Genomic DNA, 25885 nt, shown 5'->3' with positions numbered 1-25885 from the left:
TGTCATTATCCCTCGCGCCCCATTCGCGGGTCGATCCACAGATAAAGCAGATCGACGATCAAGTTAACCATCACATAGGCGAAGGAGACCACCACCGCAAACCCCATCACCGCCGGGAAGTCCAGCGCCTGAATGGAGTCCACCACATAGGCCCCCATGCCCGGCCAGGCGAATACCGTTTCTGTCAGTACCGCGCCATACAGCAAATCCCCCAGCGCCAACCCCAACACCGTTACCGACGGGATCAGGGCATTAGGTAATGCATGGCCGAGCACCACGCGCCAGTGCGAAAGGCCGTTGGCGCGCGCAGTACGGATATAGTCTTCCCCCAGCTGCTCCAGCATCGCCGATCGGATTTGCCGCGCCACCACCCCGAGATGAACAAACGCCAGGGTCAGCGCCGGTAAGATCAGGTGCTGCAGGCTGTTCCAGAAGGCTTCGCCGTTGCCGGTCAGCAGGGAATCGAGCAGGTAGAAACCGGTGATATGGGTCGGTGGATCCAGCCAGTCGTCCAGCCTGCCGCCACCGGGTAATAGATTGAGTTGGCCGTAAAACAGAATAATCACTCCCAGCCCCAGCCAAAACGCCGGGGTGGAGATACCGGTTACCGACAGTAACCGCACCAGGTGATCGGGCCATTTATTGCGATAAACCGCCGACACCACGCCAAGCGGCACACCCAGCGCTATTGCCAGCAGCAAGGCGCAAAAAGCCAGCTCCAGCGTGGCGGGAAAGAAGGCACGCAGATCTTCCAGTACCGGTCGCCCGGTGCGAATGGAAGTTCCCAGATCGCCATGCAGCAGATCCAGCACGTAGCGGCTAAATTGCACATATAACGGCTGATCCAGCCCCAGTTGCTGGCGAATATGCTGGACAATTTCTTCGCTGGCGCGGTCACCGGCCAACAACCGCGCCGGATCGCCGGGGATCAGGTGAGAAATGGTAAAGGTGATAACGCACACTCCGAACATCACCAGCACCAACCCCCAGCAACGCTGACGGATAAGGCTCCAAACGTTCATAGCGATTTCCCATGGTGCAGGGGCAGCCAAAAGGCTGCCCGAAGAAGATTACTTGCTCATCTGCCCAACGTTGAACACCTGCTCCAGCATCGGGTTATATACAAAGCCCTTCACCTCTTTGTTCATCGCCACCTGGTAGTTTTTCTGGAACAGATAAACATAGGCCGCCTGGTCGATGACGATTTTCTGCGCCGCCTGGTAATCGCCAGTACGCACCTGCTGATCGGACACCGATACCGCTTTCTTCAGCAGCGCATCCACCTGCGGATCGCTGTAGAACGAACGGTTGCCCGGCAGCCCTTTCTTGTCGGATTCGAACCAGTAGTTCATGAACATGTAGGGGTCGGCAAAGTCCGGGCTCCAGTTGCCGATGGCGATGTCGTAGTTACCCTGGCCAATACGGTCACGCATGGTGGCATTAGCCAGTTTCTCCAGTTTGACGTTGATGCCCACCGTCGCCAGGCTGGCCTGTACCGAGAGTGCTATCGCTTCCCAGTTGGGGTCGCTGACCGAATACAGGAAATTGAGCGAAGCCGGTTTGTCCTTCACCGCTGCCAGTGCGGCCTTGGCCTTGTCCGCATTCTGGCTGTATTGCTGCGCATTGGCGTCGTATCCCCACATGCCTTCCGGGATCGGGCCACGCATCTGTTTGCCGTTACCGCCGAGAATGCCCTTCACCATGCCCTGGTAATCCACTGCGTAAGAAATGGCGCGGCGCAGATCAACCTGATTCAGCGGCGCTTTGCCGTTGTTGAGATACAGATAGGTCACCCGTAGCGATGGGTACTCATTGACCGCTACCTTGTTTTCGCTCTTCAGTGCCGTCAGTTGGTCGATCGGCAAGGATTCGGCAATATCCAGGTCGCCGCGGGTCAGTTGCAGGCGTCGGGTCGCGCTTTCCCCGATGATTTTCACCGTTACGCGCTTAAATGCCGGTTTGGCGCCGCTGTAATGCGGATTCGGCACCAGCACCAGTTGCTGGCCTTTTTGCCAACGATCCAATTTGTATGGGCCGGAACCGGCGCTGTGGTTCGCCAGCCAGGCTTTACCTTCATCAGCCGGATTGGCCTTGGCGATGGCCGGGTTAACGATACCGGCCCCGTCGTTGGCCAGGGTGTACAGGAACGGCGCAAATGGGGTTTTCAGGGTAAAACGCACCGTCAACGGATCTACCGCCGTCACCTGCAAATCTTTCGGGAAGGCTTCGGAAGGCCCCTGACCAATCTTCATCAGGCGTTCGAACGACCACTTCACCGCCTCGGCATTGACGTCAGAACCATCATCAAATTTGTTGCCGGGTTTGAGTTTAAAGGTCCACACCAGTTGATCGTCGGAAGCCGTCCAGCTCTCGGCCAGTTCGCCTTCCACCTGCGTCGAACCCTTGCCACCTTCGGTCTTGTACTGCACCAACCGCTGGTAAGCCGGATAGGTCACCGTCCAGTCGTTGTTATCTATGGTCACCGCCGGATCCAAGGTTTGCGGATCGGCCGCCTTGCCAATCACCAACATGTCTTTGGGAACCGCCGCCTGTGCCTGACCCATTACCGTCAGGCCCAACGTCACTGCCGCCGCCAGAGCGGCGTATTTGATCTGTTTCATCAGAATATCTCCGGGAAATCTTGGCCTTCAGGCCGGGGAGGAAAGGGGGCGGTTTTCAGGCTAACGTTATTTTGCATTTCACATATTCTCCTTTAAAGTGTGGTACATGAAGCGGGCATATAAATACCGGTTTTACCCAACACCTCAACAGTCTGCGCTTTTAGCTCAGACATTCGGCTGTGTGCGTTTCGTCTACAATTCAATCCTCCGCTGGCGCACCGATGCGTACGACGAGCGAAAGGAAAAAATCGGTTATCTGCAGGCTAACGCTCGCCTTACGGCTCTTAAAAAAAAGCCTGAATACACGTGGCTTAACGAGGTTTCCTGCGTCCCCCTGCAGCAGTCTCTGCGCCACCAACAATCTGCTTTTACGAACTTTTTCGCGGGTCGTGCTGCGTATCCCGCATTCAAACGCAAGCGCCATAAGCAGACCGCAGAATTGACCTCCAGCGCGTTCAAATATCGTGACGGCAATTTGTACATGGCAAAGAGCAAAGTGCCGTTAAACATCCGCTGGAGCCGTGAATTACCCTCTATGCCGTCAACCATTACCCTTTCCAGAGACGCTGCAGGACGATTTTTTGTGTCCTGCCTTTGCGAGTTTGAACCGGTATCACTGCCGATTAGTGCTAAAACAGTCGGCATTGATGTGGGCTTAAAAGATTTGTTCGTCACCGATAGCGGATTCAAGTCCGACAATCCTCGCCACACGGCTAAATACGCGGCACGCCTGGCGCTACTCCAGCGCCGTTTAAGAAAAAAGGCCAAAGGCTCAAAGAATCGCGCCAAAGCCCGTTTAAAGGTCGCTCGACTCCACGCGAAAATCGCCGATTGCCGGAGGGATAACTTGCACAAGTTGTCCCGCAAACTGATCAACGAAAACCAAGTTGTTTGCGTCGAATCCCTCAAGGTGAAAAACATGATCCGCAACCCGAAGCTATCTAAAGCGATAGCTGACGCAGGGTGGAGCGAACTTGTTCGCCAGCTACAGTACAAAGGAGAATGGGCAGGCCGTAGCGTTGTCGCTACCGACCGGTATTTTCCTTCCTCCAAACGCTGTAGCTGTTGCGGCTTCACCATGAAAAAAATGTCCCTTGATGTTCGTAAATGGACTTGCTCTGAGTGCGGAGTAGCCCATGATCGTGACATTAACGCGGCCAGAAATATCAAAGCTGCCGGGCTGGCAGTGTTAGCCCACGGAGAACCTGTAAATCCTGAGTCGCATTACGCGGCTTAGGTTCGGCTCGTTGAAGTGGGAATCCCCATCCTTCAGGGCGGGGAGCAGTCAAAAACAAAGCTCCTGATGCGTTGAATGTGTGTTGTTTTAATCGTAAGAAAAACAGCCGAAGCGATCGGCCAACAGCGGATACTCACCAGCGTTGGGCAGTTCGAAATGCCACCATTCGCTGGCGATAGCGCGAAAACCTCCGGCGGCCATTACCGCATTCAGCAGTAGCCGGTTGCGTTGTACCTCCGGGGGGAAATCAAGGTAGAACGGGTGGGATCTTTCGCTCATCTCATCAAAAGCGGTCCCCATATCCAGTGCCATGCCGCCGGCGTCCAACAGCGTCACGTCGATCGCCACGCCCCGACTGTGGTGCGAACCGGTAAGCGTGCTGGTGACATATTGCGGATCCGGACAGGCCTGCCACAGCAGCGCCTGTGCCTGCTGTGGCCGATAAGCGTCGAACACCTGCAGGGAGAAACCGGCCAGCCTCGCCGCCAGCAAACAGCGCCGTAACCCCTGCACCGCGTCGGGATGCAGCAGGCAGAGGCTCTCAAGATAAATCGCCCGGCCGGTCAGGTTGTCGGCGCTAGCATATTTCAAGTCGATCGGCAGCTCGGGAAAGGCTTCGGCCAGGTCGATTAACGTTACATTGTCACTCATTGCGTTTTCCCATAGTGATTAAGATTCGAATTGCCCCAGCTCTTTTTGCAGCATGCGGTTATTGGCCAGTCGTTGCTCCACCGCCGCGCCGCCTTGTTCCAGCACCGAAGACAGCAGCAGATTGAACAGACAACTGAATGGCGCCAGCGAATCCCAAAACTGGCCGGTGTCGGTTTTCACCTGCAGCAGGTCAATCGGGTAATCCCTTGCCCACGGACAGTAAATATCGGTGATCAACGCCAATCGCAGCCCACGGGCACAGGCGGCCTGGCAGTATTTTTGGGCAATAGTGGAATAGGCGCGGGTATCGGTCAGCACCAAATAAGGCACGCTGAATTCCGAATTGAGTGATTCCACATAGGTGCCGGACAGCCCGTCGGCGTAATAGACTTTGGGCCGCAGATATTCCAGATGGCTGTAGAAAGCGTTGGCGATGCCGCGCGTGGACTGAATACCAACCACAAACACCGCTTCCGCCTGTGCCAACTGTCGGCTGACCTGGGCAAAGGCATCACCGCTGGCTAATTGATAAACATGCTCGATCGCCTCCAGCTCCAGTGTTAACGACTGGCGCAGTTTTTGCGGCTGTGGCTGTGCGCGCCGTTGGCGGTAAGCGCCCAGACGATCGGTCACCCCCCAGGGCTGATACAGCGCGGTTCCCTGTTCACGCAGCGTGCGTTTCAAATCGTCAAGATTGCGATAACCCAGGCTGCGCAGATAACGCCCCACCGATATGCCACTGGTGGCGGTGCTGCGGGCGATGCTGTCTGCCGTTTCAAACGGCACCTGCGCCAAATTGGCCAGCAGATATCCGGCGATACGTTTCCCGGTTGGGGTCTGTACCGCAAATGACGCTTCTATTTGTGCGATTACATCTGGGTGTTCAGCCATAGTTCGCCCACTGTTGTTGAGTTGTCATCACGCCACCCTCTGTTACTCAGGTAACAAAGACTGATGATGACAATGCATGGCCCGTGCCAATGGCGAACTGCTGGGGAAAAATTATCGCGTGGCGGCGTATGGCGCCGCAGGAACGGCAGCGCCTGCGGTTACAACATAGTCATCAGTTGATAACTATTGCACAACATTTGGGCAATGCATCTGGCAATGCACCGCCGTGAACCTTTAATTTCAATTCTATGACCACGCTTGCGAAACCAGTGCAAAAGTCCGTGCAAGATGACAATCCGGGCTATGAGGTGTGTCACGAACCATGATGGTGGGCGTATCAACACAGGGTAATCCCCGCCCAATCAACCATTCGCCAAGACCGGTGTCCAGCGGTGTATCCACCCGCACGAACTGGCCGCTGCAAGGCTGACACAAGGCATCAATCAGGATAACCGCGTCGGCAAGTTCAGGGGCAACTACCGGGCCGATCACGCTGCCATAACCAAAACGCCGTCGCAGGGCAAAACCCACAGCAATACCCTGTCGTTCCAGCACCAACGCCTGCCCGGCATTTGCCAGCAATGCCACCCACAACGGCTGACGTTGCAGGCCACTGGCGGCATAATCCAATTCAGTCAGTAAGGCAATATCCGCTGGCGATGCCGGGCGCAGGGTTAAACCTGGCGGCAAAGGCTCGGCGTTGCGCATTGGCAGCTCCCGGCATTGATGTTGCGCCAAGAGTCCATTATCGATAAACCCCAACTGCCGATATAGCGGTTTGCCTTGATCGCTGGCCACCAGGTGAAGCTGATAATCCCCCAATGGTGTCATCAGTCTCTGCATCACCGCCCTGGCGATGCCTTGCCCGCGGTGCTGCTCGGCAACAATCACCAACCCCAGCGTGGCACGCTGTTCACCCCACAGCCAACGCAGCGCACAGCCCACCACCTTACCTTCGGCCTCGGCTATCACACCGGCCCCCAATGACCACGCCAGTTGCCAATCTTCCCGCCGATGGGGCCACTGCGCCTGCTGTGACAGTCCGAACGTGGCCGGAAGATCCGTTTCAAGCATTGGGCGCAGGCTAATTGTCTGCTTTTCCTGGGGCACCTTTATCTCCTGATTCATTTAGCGGCGAAAATCGCCCTGGCACAAAGTAGCAGATTCGCTTCTGTCTGGCGCATTGCTTATGGTCTGAATATGAACTAAATTTGACACATTCGACCTGCGAGGACACCTGCATGAAAGTTGAAACTATAAGCTACGTAAAGAAACACGCCGCCGCACTCGATTTATCTGAGCCCATTCTGGTGACGCAAAATGGCACACCGGCTTATGTGATCGAGTCTTATGAAGAGCGCAAGCAACGGGATGATGCTATTGCCCTGCTTAAATTGCTAACGCTGTCTGAAAAAGACAAAAAGGAAGGCAAAGTTTATTCCCGCGACCAGTTACTGGCTGATATAGATAACTAATGCGGGCAAAGGAGATGTCGTATGAAGGAACAGCCTGGTATTGAGTATACCGCAACGGCAAAAGGCACCCTGGTCGAGATTATCCGTCATCTTAAAGCTAATAATGTCCCTCCGATGCCTATCGTGGATGACATCATCAACGCGTTTGAAGCAAGGGTCAGTCAGTTCTCCGTCGGTTGTCAGATTTGCCCTGAACTTTTAAAGATTGGCTGCGATAAATACCGTGAATGTAATACGCCAAACGGCTACCGCGTCATCTATTCACTCGAAGATTCTCTGATTACCGTGCACGCTTTTCTTGCACAAAAGCAGGATATCCAGCAGCTGTTGTTTAATCGACTGATAGCCCCCTAAGCCCACCGCCCGGCAGATTTTTCTTTTATTCACCGATTTCGCCCAGCAGCCTCTGATAACCGGTGTTATTATTACTCTGCTCAATAAATCCCTCCCAATTCAAAGTGGTACGACAAGCTGATGGAAGCGTGGAAACTCAATCTGATCTCGGTCTGGCTCGGCTGTTTCTTTACCGGGCTGGCGATGAGCCAAATCCTGCCTTTTCTGCCTTTGTATGTCGAACAACTTGGCGTCAGCGGCCACCAGTCACTGAGTATCTGGTCCGGTCTGGTGTTCAGTGGCACGTTTTTGGTCTCGGCGCTGGTATCACCGCTGTGGGGTAGCCTGGCAGACCGCAAGGGCCGCAAGCTAATGCTGCTGCGTGCTTCGTTGGGCATGGCCGTCGTGATTGCGCTGCAGGGTATGGTCACCAACGTTTATCAGCTGTTTGCGTTGCGCGCGCTGATGGGGCTGACCTCCGGCTATATCCCCAATGCCATGGCGCTGGTCGCCTCGCAGGTGCCGCGAGAGAAAAGCGGCTGGGCTTTGGGTACTCTGTCTACCGGTCCGGTGACCGGGGTGATCGTTGGCCCACTGCTGGGGGGGCTGATGGCCGACCATCTGGGGCTGCGCGTGGTGTTCTTCGTCACCGCCGTGCTGATGTTTGTCAGCTTCCTGATTACCCTGTTCCTGATAAAAGAACGCCACATCGAGGTCAAAAAGGCAGACCGGTTAAGCGGTAAAGCGGTATTCCGTTCGCTGCCCTATCCGGCGTTGATTGTGACCCTGTTTGTCAGCACCCTGATGATACAATTGGCCAACTCATCGATCAGTCCGATACTGACGCTGTTTATCAAGGATTTATCCGGGAATAGCGGCAATATTGCCTTTATTAGCGGCATGATCGCCGCCGTTCCTGGCGTGGCCGCGTTAATGTCCGCCCCGCGCCTCGGCCGGCTTGGCGACCGTATCGGCACCGCACGTATTTTGTTGGCCGCATTGGGATTGACTACGGTGTTATTTGCCATCATGGCCTGGGTGGAAACGCCGCTCCAGTTGGGAATATTGCGCTTTCTGTTGGGGTTTGCCGATGGTGCCTTGATGCCTGCCGTGCAGACATTGCTGCTGAAGTACTCTTCCGATCAGGTCACCGGGCGCATCTTCGGCTATAACCAGTCGTTTATGTATCTCGGTAACGTAGTGGGTCCGCTGATTGGCTCTGGTGTTTCGGCGGTGCTGGGCTTTCGCTGGGTGTTTGTGGTCACGGCGGTGCTGGTGCTGATTAACTGCCTGCAACTGCGCAGCCAGTTTAACAAGGTCGAAGCAAAGTCATCCCCCTCCGGCGGAGAGGGAGAACGTTGATCAACGGTTAGTCACGCAACCAGGGGGTAAAGGTCACGCCAATCAGCAGGCCTTCCGGGCTGAGCAAGCGGGTGACGCTCTGACCCCAGGGTTCTGCACGGTTGGCTACCAGCAAACGATAACCGCGATCAATCAATCCCTGAGTTGCCAGTGCCATATCGGCAACGTCAAACTCCATCCAGGCCTGTGGTACCGGCAAATCGGCCGGCCATTGATCGCTGCCAAAGCAGGACTGCGCAGCCTGCGCCAACGGCCACAGGGCGAAGTGTTTAACCCCCTCCAGTACGCCATGCTCAGTCAGCAAATAATCGGCATTGCCGTCCATCGGCTTCAGCGGCAGCCCCAACGCGTCAGCGTAGAACGCCTTGCTGTGTTCCGTCTGCCGGGTAATCGGCCCAAATCCGGCGATAAACAACACGCCCAGTCCTGCGAACTGCTGTTCCATGTTCTCTCCTGTTGGCTATCAACGTCCCTGACGCATTTGCGTTGGGGCAAATCCATAGGCCGCCTTGAAGCGGTTGCTGAAATGGCTGGAGGAGCTAAAACCGCACTCCAGCGCAATCTGCGTCAGTGGTAGCAGGCTGTGACACAGCAGTTTTTCCGCCAGTTGCAACCGCGCACGCATCACAAACTGGTGTGGTGCCAGGCCGGTGTCATGTTTGAACATGCGAGCAAAATGGAATTCACTCAGTCCCGCCTGCGCCGCCAGGTCTGCCAGCAACAATGGCTGGTCTAGATGCTGCTCAATATATTCTTTCACCCGTCTGGCGACCGCTGGAGCCAGCCCGCCGCGGACCTGCGGCAACGCCCATTGCAGTTGGCTGTAGCGCTGGATCAGGTGCGACATCAGCAGGGTTGTGGCACTGCTGAGTGCCAGTTGGTTGCTGCGCTCCTGCCAGTTGCAGTTAAGTAAAAACTGGCGATACAGCAGTGTGATCTGCGGGTCTTCACCAAAGGCGCATTGTTCGAGATTAATCGCCGCCGGGCTGCGATCCCAGGTTTGCTCTGCCACCTGACGCAAATGCCGATCGGTGCAGTAGAGGTGCACGAAAGACAGATCGCTGCGTACGTCCCAGGTAGATTCATACTGACGCGGCATAATACAAAAGCGATCCGGCCCGCCGCCATTCTTCCAGCCACCTGGGACTTTTTGATAACACTCATAGCCGTCGGCAACATACAGACTCAGAGTATGGTGATTGGCGCTTTCCTGGGTAATACGATCGTTGCAGTTGGACCAGGCGGCCAGTTCCACGCCGGAACCCAGCCGCACGCTGTTGTGCAACCGCGCTTTATGTTCCCGCAGTGTTTCAAACGCCTTGTAGCCGGACATCGCCGCCCCCCTTTTCACCCATCCATCCAGTGTAGAGAGTGGCGCAGCACCACACCAGCCGTCAGTCCGCGCTTTTGCCAAAAAAAGCGCAAGAATATGCAATTGTACGCAAAGCACTGAAAGCACGCTGGTGTACAGCAGCGGATACTGCCTCTCTCTATTTTCTGCCGGAGTTTATTATGAACACGCTGCTGTATCTTGCCGTGGTGCTGATTTGGGGCACTACCTGGATTGCGATTACCCTGCAACAGGAAGGGCCGGTGGCCATACCCGTATCCATCAGTTACCGCTTTGTGGTCGCCGCGCTGGTGATGTTGGTCATTCTGCTACTGGCACGTCGCCTGCGCCGCATTGCTCTGGGCGACCATCTGTTTTGCCTCCTGCAAGGCTGCTGCGTGTTCGGGTTTAACTTCTATTGCTTCTACCATGCTGCGGCCTATATCAGCAGTGGGCTGGAATCGGTGATTTTCTCAATGGCGGTGCTGTTCAACGCGGTCAACGGGATGATTTTCTTCCGGCAACGCCCCAGCCCAAACCTGCTGCCGGCGGCGGTGCTGGGTATCACCGGGATCGTCGCCCTGTTCTGGCAAGATCTGGTCGCCACGCAACTGGCCCCGGAGCTGTTGAAAGGCATTGGGTTGAGCACGCTCGGGACTTTCGGTTTTTCACTGGGCAATATGATCAGTTCCCGGCACCAGCGGCGCGGGCTGGATATTCTGTCCACCAACACCTATGCCATGAGCTACGGCGCAGTCCTGATGGCGCTGATCGCCCTGGCCCAGGGCGCGTCGTTTCAAATTGAATTCAGCAGCCGTTATATCGGTTCGCTGCTGTACCTGGCGATTTTCGGTTCGGTGATCGCCTTCGCCGCCTATTTCAGCCTGCTGGGCCGTATTGGTGCCGGTGCAGCGGCCTATAGCACCCTATTGTTCCCACTGGTGGCGCTGAGCATTTCGACAATCTATGAAGGCTATCAATGGCACCTGAATGCGGTGATTGGCCTGTGTCTGATCCTGCTGGGTAATTTGGTGATGTTCGCCAAACCGGGCCGGTTCACGGCTTCATGGCGACGCCGGGTGACAACGTTACCCTAATAAAATGCTCCATGGCGACCGCCAGTTCGCTGGCGGCCTCCAATGGAGGATGATGCCCTACGCCATCCATCATTAATAAACTGGCATGAGTAATACCGGCCACTATCTCTTCACTAAGCTCCGGTGGCGTGGCAAGATCTTGCGTCCCGCAAATAACCAGTGTAGGGGCAGATATCAATGGCAACAGGGCGCGGGAATCTGTACGCGTAATCACCGCAGCATCAATCGCGAGTGTTAAACCTTTGCGATCGTGTCGTAGCATCACCGCCCGCGCGCTCGCTATAGCCTGCGGATGATTGAGTTGCCAATCGGGAGCATTAACCTGTTGCTGCACATTCAGGAAGGCAGCCTCACAATCTTCATCGCTACCCTGCAAGGTCGTCTTTAAACGTACCCAATCAGCCTTGCGTTGCGGGAATTCCTCACGCGCACTGGTCCCAATCAATATCAACCCGGACAACAGTTGCTGATGCCGTGCAGCCAAGCGGATCCCAACCATCCCTCCCTGGCTTTGCCCAATGAATATCACCGGGCCAAGGGAAAGCTCGTTAATCATTAACGCTAAATCTTCTGCAATATCATCCAGCGACCACCCCAGATGATTAAAACGGCTTTCCCCGTGGCCCGGCATATCAAGGACAATGCAGCGATAATGCCTTTCAAGCACGGCAACCTGCTCGGCAAAAATATCGCGATCGACAAACAGACCATGGGCAAAAATAAGCACGGGTCCCTCCCCACGATCCGAATAGGCGTACTCGGTGTTATTGAGGCGGATCCTCTGCCGTTCCCAATCGTGGGTAGAATCAAAAGCGCGCGCCAACAACGCTGAGTCTTCGAAAATCTGATAACGTGCTATCAAACCATCACGGATCCGGAAATAAAGCATAAAATCGCTGCCTACACTGTGACCGGTAGAAATCACATGGTGGCGGAAATATCCGCTCACCATGACGCTATCATTCGACGCCAACCAGTTATCCAACCGGAACACCCGCGGTTGAAAACGCTCAGGGAATGACTGGAGCCACTCGCGCACACATTCACACCCTTTGAGTAATCCAACGGTTGAAACCTGGGTGACACCGTCAACATGCCACACCACATCGTCGGTCATCAGTCGCAACGCCCCATCAACATCCCCTTTCCCAAATGCGCTGATATAGCGCTGCACAACCCCGATATTGGCTGAGGTAAGGTTTGTCATGTGATACTCCTTTTGCAAAATAAAAAGACTCGCCATTAAAGGCTCGATCAATCCACGTCTGGGTTTTATTATTGGCTTTCTTTTTTTGCATAACTATAGAAATAACCACCAATTGGTTTTCTAAAAATGAAAAATATGGATTGGAACGATCTGCGTTATTTCCTTTGTGTCGCAAGGCACGCCAGCCTGACCGGTGCAGCACAAAAGCTGGGTGTCAGCCAATCCACAGTCGCGAGGCGGGTTGCAGCACTGGAGGAAAGCCTTGGTACTGCGTTATTTGTACGCCATGCCACGGGCTATTATCTGACGGACAATGGGCACGACGTTCTGGCACGAGCCGAACAGGTTGAAGTGCGGATCTTTGAACTGGAAAAGGGCTCATCCAGCCTGGACGCTACCGTTGCTGGCGTTGTCCGACTGGCAACTGCCGAAACTATAGCCACCCGGATTATCATTCCTGCTCTACCGTTATTGGCCGCACGCTATCCCAGGTTACGGCTGGAGTTGATCACCGGTATCGGAATGGTTGATCTACCGCGCTATCAGGCCGATTTGGCTTTGCGTCTTGTGCGCCCCGAACATGGCAATTTAGTGATCCAAAAACTGGGGAATATGGCCTCTGCGGTGTATGCCAATCAGGATTACCTTACCCGGTACTCGCCCGAGGAAAGGCGCTTCATCTGCTGGGATAAAACCTATGCACATCTACCCGCCGCACAGTGGATGGAAAAGCATGGACATAACCAGGATCCGGTATTAACCACTAACAGTGTCGCGACACAATATGCAGCAGCCAAAATGGGTATCGGTTTAGCCGTCTTACCCTGCTTTATGGTGAGGAATGATGATCGACTGGTTCAAACGCAAATACCTAAGGATGTATTTACAGAAGAATTGTGGCTGGTTGCGCATGCCGACGTCCGTGCCTCGGCGCGCGTTCGAGCAATAAGCGAATTTTTGCAGGATATTTTTAGAAAAGAAGACGCTGAATGGCATAAGTAAAAGCGTGTCACTTTGCAATTATTGACTTACGCTGGTGTACTATTGTGCACTAGCTAATTTTAACCTATTAAAATCAATACATTAAATAACGACACTTCATGCCAGATCCTGCTGGATGCATTAATAGCGTTGAAAATTCCCTATCTGCCGTCCGCCGAAGGCAGTTTTGTTTTTCACCAGCTCAGCGTGCCGCTGAAAGAGTTCCAGCAGCACATGAAGCAAGCCGGTGTATTGATTGAGCGCGCCTTCCCACCGACGGATGCCTGGTATCGCATCTCGCTCGGCACACCGCAGGAAATGACCTTTGTCGCTAAAACCCTGCACGAGTTCTGTACTAAGGGCTGGCATAATATTAGTCTTAAGACTGCCGTGACTATAATGGCAATCCTTTTATGCTTCGGCAGTACTTATAGCAATTTTCAGGTGTGGGAAGTGACTAGCCAATGTTGACATACTATCAACCGTACCTACACCCCATTGATTACTCAATGCGAACGTTTTCCCTTGCCAATAGAATAACTCTTCATCCCGTGTAAAAAATCGCTTGGCCCGGGGAACGGTGGTATTACTGTCCTCTCCAGAGATTCGTATGCATACTTCATCAGACTTCAGCTCCCCATCCAGAACTTCAAATAATCGCTCACCTCTTTCTGGAACAAGGGCCATAATTTCTGCCGGTGTAACACCACTACTAAAAACTGCTTTAACAGTATGGAAAACCAACCAACGTTTACTCAGTGCAGAAAATGTAACATCACCGATTGTTAGATCATATTTAGTGATGTCACGGTTTAACGTTCTAGCCTCGCGCTCTTTTTGTTTCTTTTCACGAATTTTAATTTGATAATCCGCAGCCTCCGGTATTGGTATGACCGTTTGAATGTCAATTAAAACTTGGTCATCATTTAAATATGGACGCATTCTTACGCAACGAATATCCAACCCATAATCATTTAGCCAGATGACGGTCGTAGTAAGTTCTTTTGAAAACTCAGCTGATGCCAGAATAATTTTTACCTCTTGAGCAAACTCATCTTCATCAGGACTCTCCCATTCGAGAAAATCCAACAGCGTTTGGCGAGGTTCTTTATCACTATCATTATCTTGTAGATATTTCGCGAAAATATTGACCAATTTATCAAAAGTAATAGTGGAAATCATGGCGGCATAGCGAAGCGCCTGTAATTCCATATGCCCACCATCCTCAGTGCGTTTCAATTCAATGACAACCAAGTTTGCACTTTTGTCTATACCGAGCAGATCTATTCGACGCCGGCTGTCTTCCCATTCTCCAAACTCCTCAGCCACAACCATAATATTGGGCGAAAGAACCTGGATTTTTCTTTTCAACATAGATTGTAAATCCTGCCTTTCCCGCACGCCCAGTCGATCAAACGTTGTACGCTCGACCGCGATAATTTCATTGTCATTTACTCGATAAATCGCCACAATTAATCCTTTGCCTTGTAGGTGGAAAAATAAAGATAATCTTAATGCATGATTTTTAGTAAAACTATAAAGTCGTAACTCAAAGCTCGCTTTATCCTAGCAACCTGATGCTATCTCCCCATATCAAAGATAATATACCGGCTTGATGCGCCTGTTTCCATTCTGAAAGCCAATGTAATGTAATGCAACTATACTCAGACCTTGTCGATTATTCATAAGGACATCAGAATGCTGAGATTTTCCCGTGGTTGGCTGTTATCCGTCGCCCTCACCGCCTTTGCCGCTAGCGCCGCTACCGAAACGCCAAAATACGGTCAGGAACTGCAGGGTTTTCACTACCCTTACCCCTTGCAGCAATTTAGCTTCACCTCTCAGGGGCAGACGTTAAGTATGGGGTATATGGATGTGACGCCAGAAGGCAATGCCAATGGCCACACGGTGGTGCTGATGCATGGCAAAAATTTCTGTGCCGCCACCTGGCAGGACAGTATTAAGGCCTTGAGCAAAGCCGGCTACCGGGTGATCGCACCGGATCAAATCGGTTTCTGCAGCTCGACCAAACCGCAACATTACCAATACAGCTTCCAGCAGTTGGCGCAAAACACCCATGCATTGCTCAATAACCTGAAAATCAGTAAAGCGACGATCGTCGGCCACTCCACCGGCGGCATGTTGGCCACGCGTTACAGCCTGATGTATCCGCAAGCCGTAGAACAACTGGTGATGGTAAACCCGATTGGGCTGGAAGACTGGAAGGCCAAGGGCGTGCCGTGGCGCAGCGTCGATCAATGGCTTGAGCGTGAACTGAAAACTTCCGCTGCCGGAATTCGCCAATATGAGTTGAATACCTACTATGTCGGCCGCTGGAAACCCGAGTACGACCGCTGGGTTGATATGCTCGCCGGGCTGAACAACGGGCCGGGCCATCGGCTGGTGGCCTGGAATTCAGCGTTGATTTACGACATGATTTTCACCCAGCCGGTGTACTACGAGTTCAAGGATCTGCAAACACCCACCACGCTGATGATTGGTACCGCCGACACCACCGCCATCGGCAGCGACATTGCTCCGCCAGCGATCAAAGCCAAGCTCGGTCATTACAATCTGCTGGGCAAACAGGTGGCTAAATTGATCCCGCACGCCCGTCTGATCGAGTTTCCGGGGCTGGGCCATGCGCCGCAAATGGAGGAGCCCGCGCAGTTTAATCAGGCGCTGATTAAGGCATTGCGACCATAACGATTCGATACAAGACAGGAAACCATCAATGCTTGATATTAAAATTCGCCGGCTCCAGGCAGAAGACGTGGAGGATTTCCGGGTTATTCGGCTTGCCGCCTTAAAAAAATCCCCCGAAATGTTCGGCTCCTTTTACGCGCTTGAAGTTGAGAAAACGCTACAATTTTTTGCGGACAGGCTCACCCGTTGTGCCGTATTCGGCGCCTATTCAGACGGCAGGATCGTTGGGGTCATGGTATTCAAGCAGGCCGAGGGCATTAAAGATGCGCATAAGGCTTCGCTGACCGGGGTATTTGTTGAACCCGAATTCAGAGGCCAGGGGATCGCCAATGCGCTGCTAAAAGCGGTTATTGACCATGGCTCCAACCAGGTTGAGCAGATACTGCTTACCGTTGTGGCAGACAACAATGCCGCAATCAGTCTCTATAAGCGGTTCGGTTTCGAACCTTATGGCGTGGAGCCTCGTGCGTTGAAAACCGAACAGGGCTATCTCGACGAAATGCTTATGGTGCTTATTTTTCGCCGGTAAAGTGATCGTTGTGCAACCAGCAGGCCTTATCGTCGACATCGGTTGTCAGACAGAGATCAACGTCGGCGGCAAACCCACGTTCAATCAACTCACAGGCTGAACTGCTCTGGCGTAATGCAGTCGCAGGTAATGCCTGAAAAGTCGCTGCTGCAGCCTGCGCCTCCGGTGACAGATTTCGCTTTGGCAGGCGGGAAATTATCGCGCCCGCCGTTAGCCAGTCTTCAAGTGCCGGCCGCAAACTGCCATCCGGCCATTTTTCGCCACAGGGAACCACCAAAATACGGTGATATGCCGCGCAGGCGATGGCAGTCGCCTCAAGGTTTCTCAAACTGCCACAGAACACAGCACATCCGGAGTCCCTGGCCTTAAAAGCCAACGCTGAACCATTGGGCGACGGAAGTACCAGTTTGGTTTCAGGAGGGATATCAACCAGCGAAACCGGTGAAAGTGAGTATCCCTCGCCCTCAAAACGACGGCTAGTGTTGGCTGTAACAGCCCCTAAGTTATTGCCGTACTCTGTCGCGGTATCATCTTTCCAGGGATAAGGGTAAACCCTGGCCCCTTTTCCGACAGCAATGCTGACACAGGTTGAAAAAGACATCACATCAACAATGATCACACAGTCAACATCGCCAGCCATTTGTTCTATGGCGTTTTCCCCCCATTCAAGACGGATATCGAACTGAGATTGCGAGAAATAACCCATCTACGACTCCATTGAAAAGAAAGAGCCAAATGGCCCTTTGAGCTTGATGACAAAGTGGTCTTTTAACCCGAGATACCCGGGCCTAGCGTACCGTGGGGCGCTCCGGCGGACAAGCCGCTACGACCCCATCGGCACGCTCTCCCTAATAACAGGCTTTGTCAGCAGTCTGAAAAGACAAAATGGCCCCTTGAGGCGGTTAACAACCAGTTCTGCTGTTTATGGTAGGGGCGCTGCATGCTGCGCCCAATCACCCAACCAACAGGTAAAATCGGGGTGAATGTGAGAACAAGTCGCTCACATAGGTAACCCTTTTAACCCATCACGAAAGCTCAGTATAAATGAGCTTTAAAATCGCTTAGCCTTCGCGGCCCAATACCGGTGATCGTGCTATGGTATTAACGGATTTCAGTAAGGAGTGGCCGATGTCGAGATTTCTCTCTTTGCGCGCAGTACGGCACGTTGCCCTGACAGGAGTTGTTATGAGTCTTATGTTAAGCAGCACGACCTTCGCCAGTTCACTGCCCCTGCTGGCTCCTTCAGCTTTGAAAGGGCATTGGCAGTTAAACGATGCCGAAGGCAAAACCGCCGCCTGCGAGGTTGAGTTAAGCGATGAATTGATCGAAGGCACCAACGCCTACCGTTTTACCGCCTCTGCCCAATGTCTGCAGCCGCTGGCCCTGGCCGAATTGCCGGTCGCCTGGCGCCCAACGCCGGACGGCATGACGCTGACCAACGCCGACGGGGGCATGGTGGCATTTTTGGCGCTGACCGCCCCCAAACACTACGAAGTGATGAATCATAACGGCAAGCCGCGCTTTACGCTGACGCCACGCCAGTAACCGGCTTTTTTGGCATGACGGCAGCGTAAAAAACCTGTCGTCACGCCACCAACAATCCCATTAACGCACCGCCCGCCAAAACCCACAGCGGATGAATACGCTTGCTCATGCTCACGACCGTGGCCAGCAAAATAATTGCTGCCAACGGCCAGCTTGGCGCGGAAGCTTCGGCGATCAGCACCCCACTCGCCGCGACCAAACCGACGGTCACCGGTACCAGGCCGCTCTGCACTCTGCGCCGCCAGGGTTTGTCCTTGAAGCGTCGCCAGGCCCCCATCACCAGCAGGGTGACGATTGACGATGGGCCGAACTTGGCAACCGAAGAGACCAGCAGCCCGGCCCAACCGGCCACGTGCCAGCCAATCAGCGGTACGATCATCATATTCGGCCCCGGTGCGGCCTGTGCCATGGCGAACAGCGCACTGAACTCCTGCGCGCTCATCCAGTGATGAACCTCCACCACCTGCCGCTGCATCTCCGGCAGAATGGTCATGCCGCCACCGAACGCCAGTAGCGACAATTCGGTGAAAATTAATGCCAGTGAGATCAAAATGGCGATCATGATGGGCTCCTCCACCACAGCAACAGAATGCTCAAGGGGGCCAGTACCAGCATGGTCGGTAATAACGGCAAACGCAGCCAGGCAATGGCGATCAGGCTTAGCGCCACAATCGCCAGCGACAGCCATTTACCGCGCAGCGGTAACAGCATTTTTATCCCGGTGGACAACAGCAAACCGGCCGCCGCCGCGGCCAGCCCGGCAAACACGTGCTGCACATGAGCATCATTCTGGAAGCGGGCGTAGACCATGCCCAATCCCACCACAATCGCCGTTGGCGCGCTGATCAGCCCCAGCAGCGCGCACAAGGCACCGCGTACCCCGCGAAACTCCATGCCCACCGCCACCGAAAGGTTGATCACATTGCCGCCCGGCAAAAACTGACACAGGCCCAGCAGTTCGGTGAACTGTTCACCGCTCAACCAGCGACGATCTTCCACCAGCATGTTACGTGCCAGCGGCAGCACGCCGCCAAAACCGATCAGCCCCAGCATCAGAAAACCCAAAAATAGCTCACCCTTGCCTGGAGGGGACGCTAGTTGGCTGTTTTTTACTGCATCAGATTCAGACATTGCCGCTTCCACATTGCTTTTTATGATGGCTGGTATGATGCGCGTCGCCATGTCATGCTGTCTAATGCATTTCATAAGTAACAAAGATACCTTTGAGGTATGGATATGATCGAACTTCGTCGCCTGCGGGCGTTTGTTATCGTAGTAGAAGAAGGCAATATTACCCGCGCCGCCGAACGACTGTTTATTCAGCAGCCGCCGTTAACCCGTCTGTTGCAGGGACTGGAAGATGAGCTGGGGGTAAAACTGTTGCAGCGCCTGCCACGCGGCGTGCGCGTCACCGAAGCCGGCAATGTACTGTTTAATGAAGCCCGTGCTCTGTTGGCGCGGGCAGAGCATCTGACCGAGGCGGTGCACCGTGCCGCACGGGGTGAACAAGGGCATATTGCCATCGGCTTCACCAGTTCGGCTGCTCTGCACCCGTTTGTGCCCAATTTGCTGCGCCGCTACCGCGAGATCCTCCCGGGCATTACCACCCAGTTGGAAGAGGCCGGCAGCGGTGAGCTATTGGAGGCATTGGTGGATGAGCGCCTTGACGTGGCCTTTGTGCGCTCACCGGTGGGCGGCATTCCCGGGTTGACGATTGAACCGGTGCTGCGTGAATCGATGTTGGTCGCCCTGCCTGTCGGCCACCCTCTGGCCGTCAACAGTGAGCAGCCTCTGCCGCTGGAGGCATTAACCCATGAAGCCTTTATCCTTTATCGTCGGCCTGCGGGTCAGGGTCTATACGACGCCATTCTGGCGGCCTGCCACCGTGCTGGTTTCAGCCCACGCGTGGTTCAGGAAGCCCCGCGCCTGCCCGCCACCCTCAGTTTGGTCGGTGCCGGTTTGGGGCTGTCCATCGTGCCTGCCTCGATGCGGCGATTGGGAGGCGACGGCATTGTCTACCGGGCGATTGGCGAGCATGCCCAGCTCAGCGCGCCGCTTTATCTGGCGCTGCGCAACAACCGAACATCGGCCATCATCACACGCTTTCGCGATTTGGTGACCGAAGCGGTCAGTGAACAGTAGCCCAGAGACATACGGCCAGAGACAAATTAATTAACCGGTCAAAATAGCACTAATGAAAAAATGGCTCTGGAAGTAAATAAAATCCGTTTAGGGTTTATTTACACAAAGCCATAAATTAAGTGATACCGAAAGATTATTATTTGAAAGTAAAATTAATAATTACAACCACACTCAATTAGTAACATAAATAAATATATTATTCCCAGCAAAGGAAACGTTAGCCACTATGATTTAACCGTCGCCAAACATTTTCAGTGCGGCAATAACCTCCCTATAGCCAATAAAATAAACAGATAAATCCTGCCGTCCTTGCGACAGGTTTTCTATATATTGGAGAAAGCTATATGTTATCGCGTCGTGATATATTAAAAGCCTCTGCGGTCAGCGCCGCAGCCGCCAGCGTAATGGGCAGCATGATTAAATCCGCCAGCGCCGACGAACATCGCAATATTGTCCCGCCCACTACTTTCCAACCCACCGCCGATGCACAAAACCTTTATAAATATGTCTTTGCCAACAGCAAAAAACGCAGTCTGCCCAGCGGGTGGGCCAGAGAGGCTACCGTCGAACAATTCCCGATTTCGGAAGGCGTTGCCGGGGTGGATATGACCCTGGAGCCGGGCGGCGTACGCGAGCTGCATTGGCACGCCATTGCCGCCGAATGGGCATTTATGCTGGAAGGCCATGCCCGTATCACCATCATCGACCCGGAGGGAAAGTGCGAAGTGGCGGACTTCGCCGCCGGGGACGTTTGGTATTTCCCCAAAGGCTACGGGCACTCGATCCAGGCGCTGGACGACGGCGCGCACTTTGTGTTGACCTTTGATAACGGCCATTTTTCCGAGTTTGGTACTTTCAGCATTACCGACTGGGTGGCGCACATGCCCAAAGAAGTGTTGGAAAAAAGCGTCAATATGCCGGCATCGGTATTTTCCAAAGCCAAACAGGGTGAGGCCTATATTGTCGGTGGTGCAGTCCCCCCGGCTCTGCCCCTGCCCAGCAATGATGGCGGCTTGAATAATGCCCCGCTGGCCCACCGTTATGAATTAATGAAACAAAAACCGTTTTTTGAAAATGATGCAGGCAGCGTTCACTTGGTATCGTCAAAAGAATTCCCTATTTCAACCACCATGACCGGCATTATCGAAATCGTCAAACCCGGTGCCGTGCGGGAATTGCACTGGCATCCCAACGCCAATGAGTGGCAATACTATATTTCCGGAAAGGGTCGCATGACGGTATTCAGTTCACACGGCCATGCGCAGACATCAGAATATGCACCGACAGACGTCGGTTATGTCCCGCAGGGGTTTGGTCATTACATTGAGAATATGGGTGATGAGGATCTCAAGGTGTTAATCGTACTGGACAACGGTATTTACCAGGATATTTCACTGTCTGACTGGTTGGCGAAAACCCCGGCCTATCTGTTGGCGGATAACTTCAATAATCAGATTGCCGACTGGCAGAATCGTCCCAAGGATAAACTGGTGATGTCCCGTCGCAGAAGTTGATGGGTATAGCGAGGGGGTGTTACCCCCTCGCCAAGGGTTACTGCTTACGCTGCTCCGCCACCTGTTTGGCGGTCACCTTGCCTTGTTTCTCACCAAACTGGCCCACCACGTAGTTGGCTACGGCGGCCACTTCTTCGTCCGAATATTGGGCGCCGAAGTCCGGCATAATCTCGTGCTGCTCACCAATGCTGATACGCGTACCTTTGAGGATGGCCTGCACCACGCTACGGCCCTGTGGATCGTTAACCGCGGTGCTGCCAACCAGGGAAGCATATTTGCTCTGCCGCCCCACACCATTCCACTGGTGACAACCGCTACAGTCCCCGGCGAACAACCTGCGGCCGAGTGAATCTTCCTGCCCGCCCGGCAAGACTGCGCTGGACGAGGCTGCGCCTTTCGGTTGCTGGTTCACCGTGCTGGCACTGTCGGTGGCGATGGGGTCGATATTACGCAGATATTTCACCAGCGCCTGATTGTCCTCCGGTGTCAGGTATTGCAGGCTGTTTTCCACCGCTTCCGCCATCGGCCCGGAAGCACTGCTGCGCCCTTCCGCATGGCCGGTGGCCAGATATTGCGACAGTTGCTGCTCGCTCCAGCTACCAATGCCGGTGTGCGGGTCCGGGGTAATATTGCCGGCGAACCAACCCTGGATCACTTCACCGCTGAGGTTTTTGCTCTGATTAATGCCAAAGCCCAAATTGCGCGGGGTATGGCATTCGCTGCAGTGACCCAGCGCGGTCGCCAGATAAGCCCCGCGGTTCCACTGCTCATCCTGGTTGAGGTTCGGCTCGAAGCGTTTTTCAGTGAAGAATGCCAAATTCCAGAACTTCATGCCCCAGCGCTGGTTAAACGGGAACGACAGGCCGTTTTCAGGATTGGCCTGCTTCACCGGCGGCAGGCTGAACAGATAGGCCTTGATCGCCAGCACGTCGTCGCGGCTTAACGCCGTGTAGGAAGTATAAGGCATCGCCGGGTACAGGTTGCCCTGTGGGCCGACGCCCTCACGCACCGCTTGCACAAACTGATCGTCACTCCAGCCACCGATACCGGTTTCCGGATCGGCGGTAATGTTGGTGCCGTAAATGGTACCGAATGGCAGTTTAAAGGCAAAACCCCCGGCGAAAGGTTTACCGCCAGGTGCCGTGTGGCAAGCCACACAGTCGGCGGCACGGGTTAAATATTCGCCACGTGCCAGTTTGTCGCTAATGCTTGCCGGCGCACCGGCGATAGGGGCAGCAGGCTCCGGGCCGACCGGACGCAACAGGGTATAGAGCGCGTAACCTCCCGCGACCACCACTATTGCGACAATCAGCCATAACAGCCATCTCAGGGCGTTGCTCATGGGTTTCTCCCTTAATCCAACGCCTTGGCGGCCTGGTGGATGGCGGCGCGAATGCGCACGTAGGTAGCGCAGCGGCAAACGTTGCCACTCATCGCCGCGTCGATATCTGCATCGCTCGGATCTTTGCTCTGGGCCAGCAGTGCGCTGGCGCTCATGATCTGGCCGGACTGGCAGTAGCCGCATTGCACCACGTCCAGATTGACCCAGGCCGCCTGCACCGCCTTACCCGCCGGCGTCTCGCCAATCGCTTCAATGGTGGTGATTTTCTTGCCCTCGGCGGCAGAGACCGGCGTCATGCAAGAACGCACCGGCACGCCATCCAGATGGACGGTACAAGCACCGCACATGGCGATACCGCAGCCAAATTTGGTGCCGGTCAGCCCGGCTTCATCACGCAGGAACCACAGCAACGGCATATGCGGGTCGCCATCAAACGTCAGCGGTTGGTCGTTCACGGTTAAAGTTATCATGCTGTTCTCCTTGTCAGACGCTGGCGTCACTGTTGGGACGGTGTAAAGGCAGGCTCAGTGAGCTGCGCGGGCGCCCGAGCAGCGCCAGAGCATTACCGACCGCCGGAGCAATGGTCGGCACACCCAGTTCACCCACGCCGGTCGGGGCCTCGGTGGAAGGTACGATAATCACCTCTATTTCCGGCATTTCATCGATACGCAGCGGACGGAAATTGTTGAAGTTGGACTGCTCAACCACCCCGTCTTTTAGCGTAATGTTGCCGTACAGGGCGATGCTCAGCCCGTAGCCGATACCCCCTTCAATCTGCGCGCGGATCACATCCGGATTGACCGCCACACCGCAGTCCACCGCACACCACACCTTGTGCACCCGTGGAATGCCCCCTTCGCCGATCGATACCTCGGCGATCTGCGCCACCCGGGTATTAAACGCCTTGGCGACGCCAACACCCCGTGCCCGGCCATCCACCACCTTCACGCCCTGCCAGTTAGCGGCTTTCGCCACCGCCCGTAATACGCCGGCCTCACGCGGCGCATCCCCCATCAGGGCCAATCGCCCTTCTACCGGATCCTGCCCGGTTTCCTGCAACAGTTGGTCGATAAAGCTTTCCACCGCGTGGCCGGTGTGGGTACTGGCTACCGACCTCAGTGAAGTGGTGGGCACCTTGCCCGGCACGATATGGGCGTCACAGCGGAAACTTTCAAAGGTATAAGGGACTTCGCTGGCACCTTCGACCATCATCTGGTCGAGGCCGTTAACCACCAGCGCGGTCATCGCACTGTTGAGCGTCCAGGAGTGACCGACGACGGTATCGCTCCAGCCCACCACCTTGCCGCCGCGGATCGCCCCGCGCAGCCGGTGCAGGATCATCGGGCGATACCAGCCGTTACGGATATCGTCTTCGCGCGTCCACACCACCTTTACCCCGTGGCCAGGACCGATGGCCTTGGCTGCCGCTGCCATGTCTGCGGCCAGGTCCGGCCCCAGCTTCGGGTTGCCCAGATCGATACGGCGACCAAAGCTGCCACCGGCTAAAATGGTTTCAATTTCTACCTTCTCCGGCGGCAACTGGAACAGGTCACACAGTTGCTTATGGTCGAGGGTCTGGATCTGGCAGCCATAACGCGCCTTGACGCTTTCACCGTCCCAGAACAGGTAGCCGTCCAACGGCTCCATCGGCGCATGGGCCACATACGGGAAGGTGTATTCCGCTTCGATCACTTTGTCGGCTTTATCAAAAACCTCGTCCGGCTGGCCGTGACTTTTCGCCACCACACCGGGCTTTTGCGCCACCTGGCGAAACTCGGTGAAAATTTGCTCGGTGTTACGCCGCTCAGCCTGCGAGTCGTCCCACTCCACCTGTAATTTTTCACGTCCCTGGATCGCCGCCCAGGTATTTTTGGCGTATACCGCCACGCCGGTATCGGTCTGCTTCACCGCCACCACACCCGGCACCGCCAGCGCCCGGCTGGCATCAAACGACGCCACCTTGCCGCCGAAACGCGGCGGCTTTTTGATGGTCACGGTCAGCATATCCGGCTCATGAATGTCCTGAGTGAATTGCGCCGAACCGTTGGTCTTTGCCTGTGAATCGACCCGGTGCAGGCCGCTGGCCTTACCGATCAGCGTAAAATTGGTGGGATCTTTCAGTGTCAGGGTGGCGGGATCGGGCGGCGGCAGCTGACTGGCCAACACGGCAAACTCGCCGAAACCCGCTTCTCGCCCACTGGCGGCATGGCGGATTTTACCCGCCTGCACGGTAATTTCCTGCGCCGAGGTTTTCCAGCTTTGCGCAGCAGCCTGAACCAGCATCGCACGCGCCATCGCCCCCATGCGGCGCATCTGCTCATAGGCATTGGCCACCGAACTGGAACCCCCGGTGCCCTGGAAACCGAACGACAGGTTTTTATAGACGTTGGTATCAACCGGCGCGGCAATCACCCGCACCTGCGACCAATCGGCGTCCAGCTCTTCGGCGACCAACGTCGCCATGCCGGTATACACCCCCTGGCCCACCTCGGTGTGTTTACTGATAACGGTGACAATGCCTTCTGCGTCAATCTGCACAAAAGCATTGGCTTCATGAGGGGCGTTCTCTGGTGCGGTGGCAGAGTTTGCGCGGGCCAGCGCACCGGTGGACGGCAGATAGGCACCGATCACCAACGCACTGGCGCCGACGATAAAACGCCGCCGGGTAAGCGGGACTTCGGGTAGATTCATTGCTCATCGCTCCAAAATGCCGATCAACCTTAATCAATGCGGCGAAATCATTCTTTTTATGCGCGCCGTCTGCATACACCAGCGCGACGGGCTAATAGTTAGCGTAGTTCATTATTTTGTCTATCTGGTATTCAGGCGAGGTTTTCTATGGTGGATTTGTGCTGTGTACTGCGCGGGGATTTCAGCCCTCATGCTATAAATTAGCTATATCTTCATTACCCTCACGAGTGT

General features: G+C 54.7%; 27 protein-coding genes. 12 read left to right on the top strand and 15 right to left on the bottom strand.

Annotated features, from left to right (window positions below):
* Positions 1-5: 5 nt before the first annotated feature.
* Both E5C26_RS11970 and E5C26_RS11965 read right to left on the bottom strand, forming a co-directional pair.
* Positions 6-1022, bottom strand: a complete 1017-nt coding sequence (locus E5C26_RS11970) for an ABC transporter permease (protein WP_135316500.1) — start codon at positions 1020-1022, stop codon at positions 6-8.
* 48 nt (positions 1023-1070) lie between these two features.
* Positions 1071-2621, bottom strand: a complete 1551-nt coding sequence (locus E5C26_RS11965; RefSeq protein ID WP_135316499.1) for an ABC transporter substrate-binding protein — start codon at positions 2619-2621, stop codon at positions 1071-1073.
* Between the two features lie 106 nt (positions 2622-2727).
* Between E5C26_RS11965 and E5C26_RS11960 the strand changes: the two genes are divergently transcribed.
* Entirely contained in the window at positions 2728-3858 is a 1131-nt protein-coding gene (locus tag E5C26_RS11960) for an RNA-guided endonuclease InsQ/TnpB family protein (protein WP_135316498.1), read from the top strand.
* Between the two features lie 87 nt (positions 3859-3945).
* Here E5C26_RS11960 and ddpX read toward each other — a convergent pair whose 3' ends face one another.
* The 3 genes from ddpX to E5C26_RS11945 form a co-directional block, all read right to left on the bottom strand.
* Positions 3946-4509, bottom strand: a complete 564-nt coding sequence (gene ddpX / locus E5C26_RS11955) for a D-alanyl-D-alanine dipeptidase (RefSeq protein ID WP_135316497.1) — start codon at positions 4507-4509, stop codon at positions 3946-3948.
* Between the two features lie 18 nt (positions 4510-4527).
* Positions 4528-5400, bottom strand: a complete 873-nt coding sequence (locus tag E5C26_RS11950) for a MurR/RpiR family transcriptional regulator (protein WP_135316496.1) — start codon at positions 5398-5400, stop codon at positions 4528-4530.
* A 246-nt stretch (positions 5401-5646) separates the two neighbouring features.
* Entirely contained in the window at positions 5647-6510 is an 864-nt protein-coding gene (locus E5C26_RS11945; RefSeq protein WP_135316495.1) for a GNAT family N-acetyltransferase, read from the bottom strand.
* Positions 6511-6641: 131 nt separating this feature from the next.
* Between E5C26_RS11945 and E5C26_RS11940 the strand changes: the two genes are divergently transcribed.
* From E5C26_RS11940 to E5C26_RS11930, 3 genes are all read left to right on the top strand, one after another.
* Positions 6642-6875, top strand: a complete 234-nt coding sequence (locus tag E5C26_RS11940) for a type II toxin-antitoxin system Phd/YefM family antitoxin (protein WP_135316494.1) — start codon at positions 6642-6644, stop codon at positions 6873-6875.
* A gap of 21 nt (positions 6876-6896) precedes the next feature.
* On the top strand, positions 6897-7229 hold the full coding sequence (locus E5C26_RS11935; RefSeq protein ID WP_135316493.1) for a type II toxin-antitoxin system RelE/ParE family toxin: 333 nt from the start codon (positions 6897-6899) through the stop codon (positions 7227-7229).
* 120 nt (positions 7230-7349) lie between these two features.
* The gene (locus E5C26_RS11930) at positions 7350-8570 is read left to right on the top strand and encodes a multidrug efflux MFS transporter (RefSeq protein ID WP_135316492.1); all 1221 of its coding nucleotides are present in this window, start codon (positions 7350-7352) and stop codon (positions 8568-8570) included.
* Positions 8571-8577: 7 nt separating this feature from the next.
* On the opposite strand, the gene E5C26_RS11925 is transcribed toward E5C26_RS11930, so the two are convergent.
* A complete protein-coding gene (locus E5C26_RS11925) occupies positions 8578-9015 on the bottom strand; it encodes a glyoxalase (protein WP_135316491.1) in 438 nt (145 codons plus the stop codon).
* A gap of 18 nt (positions 9016-9033) precedes the next feature.
* Complete coding sequence (locus E5C26_RS11920; protein ID WP_135316490.1) at positions 9034-9903, bottom strand: helix-turn-helix domain-containing protein; 870 nt, start codon at positions 9901-9903, stop codon at positions 9034-9036.
* 179 nt (positions 9904-10082) lie between these two features.
* Between E5C26_RS11920 and E5C26_RS11915 the strand changes: the two genes are divergently transcribed.
* Positions 10083-10997 carry a DMT family transporter gene (locus E5C26_RS11915; protein ID WP_135316489.1) on the top strand — a complete coding sequence of 305 codons (915 nt, stop codon included), beginning with the start codon at positions 10083-10085 and terminating at the stop codon, positions 10995-10997.
* On the opposite strand, the gene E5C26_RS11910 is transcribed toward E5C26_RS11915, so the two are convergent.
* Entirely contained in the window at positions 10957-12204 is a 1248-nt protein-coding gene (locus E5C26_RS11910) for an alpha/beta fold hydrolase (RefSeq protein WP_135316488.1), read from the bottom strand. The genes E5C26_RS11915 and E5C26_RS11910 overlap by 41 nt on opposite strands.
* Positions 12205-12330: 126 nt before the next feature.
* Here E5C26_RS11910 and E5C26_RS11905 point away from each other — a divergent pair, with 126 nt between their 5' ends.
* On the top strand, positions 12331-13206 hold the full coding sequence (locus E5C26_RS11905) for a LysR family transcriptional regulator (RefSeq protein WP_135316487.1): 876 nt from the start codon (positions 12331-12333) through the stop codon (positions 13204-13206).
* 129 nt (positions 13207-13335) lie between these two features.
* Entirely contained in the window at positions 13336-13656 is a 321-nt protein-coding gene (locus tag E5C26_RS24795; protein ID WP_240775981.1) for a hypothetical protein, read from the top strand.
* On the opposite strand, the gene E5C26_RS11895 is transcribed toward E5C26_RS24795, so the two are convergent.
* Entirely contained in the window at positions 13597-14655 is a 1059-nt protein-coding gene (locus E5C26_RS11895) for a hypothetical protein (RefSeq protein ID WP_135316486.1), read from the bottom strand. The genes E5C26_RS24795 and E5C26_RS11895 overlap by 60 nt on opposite strands.
* A gap of 228 nt (positions 14656-14883) precedes the next feature.
* Between E5C26_RS11895 and E5C26_RS11890 the strand changes: the two genes are divergently transcribed.
* On the top strand, positions 14884-15891 hold the full coding sequence (locus E5C26_RS11890; RefSeq protein ID WP_135316485.1) for an alpha/beta fold hydrolase: 1008 nt from the start codon (positions 14884-14886) through the stop codon (positions 15889-15891).
* A gap of 28 nt (positions 15892-15919) precedes the next feature.
* Positions 15920-16420 (top strand): GNAT family N-acetyltransferase, encoded by a 501-nt coding sequence (locus tag E5C26_RS11885; RefSeq protein ID WP_135316484.1) that lies wholly within the window; start codon positions 15920-15922, stop codon positions 16418-16420.
* Here the strand turns inward: E5C26_RS11885 and E5C26_RS11880 are convergent.
* The gene (locus tag E5C26_RS11880) at positions 16404-17126 is read right to left on the bottom strand and encodes a 2-phosphosulfolactate phosphatase (protein ID WP_135316483.1); all 723 of its coding nucleotides are present in this window, start codon (positions 17124-17126) and stop codon (positions 16404-16406) included. The two genes, E5C26_RS11885 and E5C26_RS11880, sit on opposite strands and share 17 nt — an antisense overlap.
* Positions 17127-17605: 479 nt before the next feature.
* Between E5C26_RS11880 and E5C26_RS11870 the strand changes: the two genes are divergently transcribed.
* The gene (locus E5C26_RS11870; protein ID WP_135316481.1) at positions 17606-17965 is read left to right on the top strand and encodes an AprI/Inh family metalloprotease inhibitor; all 360 of its coding nucleotides are present in this window, start codon (positions 17606-17608) and stop codon (positions 17963-17965) included.
* 40 nt (positions 17966-18005) lie between these two features.
* On the opposite strand, the gene E5C26_RS11865 is transcribed toward E5C26_RS11870, so the two are convergent.
* Both E5C26_RS11865 and E5C26_RS11860 read right to left on the bottom strand, forming a co-directional pair.
* Positions 18006-18527, bottom strand: a complete 522-nt coding sequence (locus E5C26_RS11865) for a chromate transporter (RefSeq protein WP_135316480.1) — start codon at positions 18525-18527, stop codon at positions 18006-18008.
* Entirely contained in the window at positions 18524-19096 is a 573-nt protein-coding gene (locus E5C26_RS11860; protein WP_135316479.1) for a chromate transporter, read from the bottom strand. Before E5C26_RS11860 ends, E5C26_RS11865 begins: the two co-directional genes overlap by 4 nt.
* Before the next feature lie 99 nt (positions 19097-19195).
* On the opposite strand from E5C26_RS11860, the gene E5C26_RS11855 reads away from it, so the two are divergent.
* Positions 19196-20107 (top strand): LysR family transcriptional regulator, encoded by a 912-nt coding sequence (locus E5C26_RS11855; protein ID WP_135316478.1) that lies wholly within the window; start codon positions 19196-19198, stop codon positions 20105-20107.
* Between the two features lie 344 nt (positions 20108-20451).
* Positions 20452-21621 (top strand): cupin domain-containing protein, encoded by a 1170-nt coding sequence (locus tag E5C26_RS11850; protein WP_135316477.1) that lies wholly within the window; start codon positions 20452-20454, stop codon positions 21619-21621.
* 37 nt (positions 21622-21658) lie between these two features.
* Here E5C26_RS11850 and E5C26_RS11845 read toward each other — a convergent pair whose 3' ends face one another.
* The 3 genes from E5C26_RS11845 to E5C26_RS11835 are packed head-to-tail and all read right to left on the bottom strand — an operon-like array spanning position 21659 to position 25654.
* Positions 21659-22963: a cytochrome c gene (locus E5C26_RS11845; RefSeq protein ID WP_135316476.1), complete on the bottom strand. Its 1305-nt coding sequence runs from the start codon at positions 22961-22963 to the stop codon at positions 21659-21661.
* 11 nt (positions 22964-22974) lie between these two features.
* Positions 22975-23433, bottom strand: a complete 459-nt coding sequence (locus tag E5C26_RS11840; RefSeq protein WP_135316475.1) for a (2Fe-2S)-binding protein — start codon at positions 23431-23433, stop codon at positions 22975-22977.
* 13 nt (positions 23434-23446) lie between these two features.
* A complete protein-coding gene (locus tag E5C26_RS11835; protein WP_135316474.1) occupies positions 23447-25654 on the bottom strand; it encodes a xanthine dehydrogenase family protein molybdopterin-binding subunit in 2208 nt (735 codons plus the stop codon).
* Between the last annotated feature and the right edge of the window lie 231 nt (positions 25655-25885).

Origin of the sequence: Serratia proteamaculans, assembly GCF_004684015.1 — a bacterium.
In the GTDB taxonomy this organism is placed as follows: domain Bacteria; phylum Pseudomonadota; class Gammaproteobacteria; order Enterobacterales; family Enterobacteriaceae; genus Serratia; species Serratia proteamaculans_F.
This window is presented reverse-complemented; position numbering and strand designations above follow the sequence as displayed.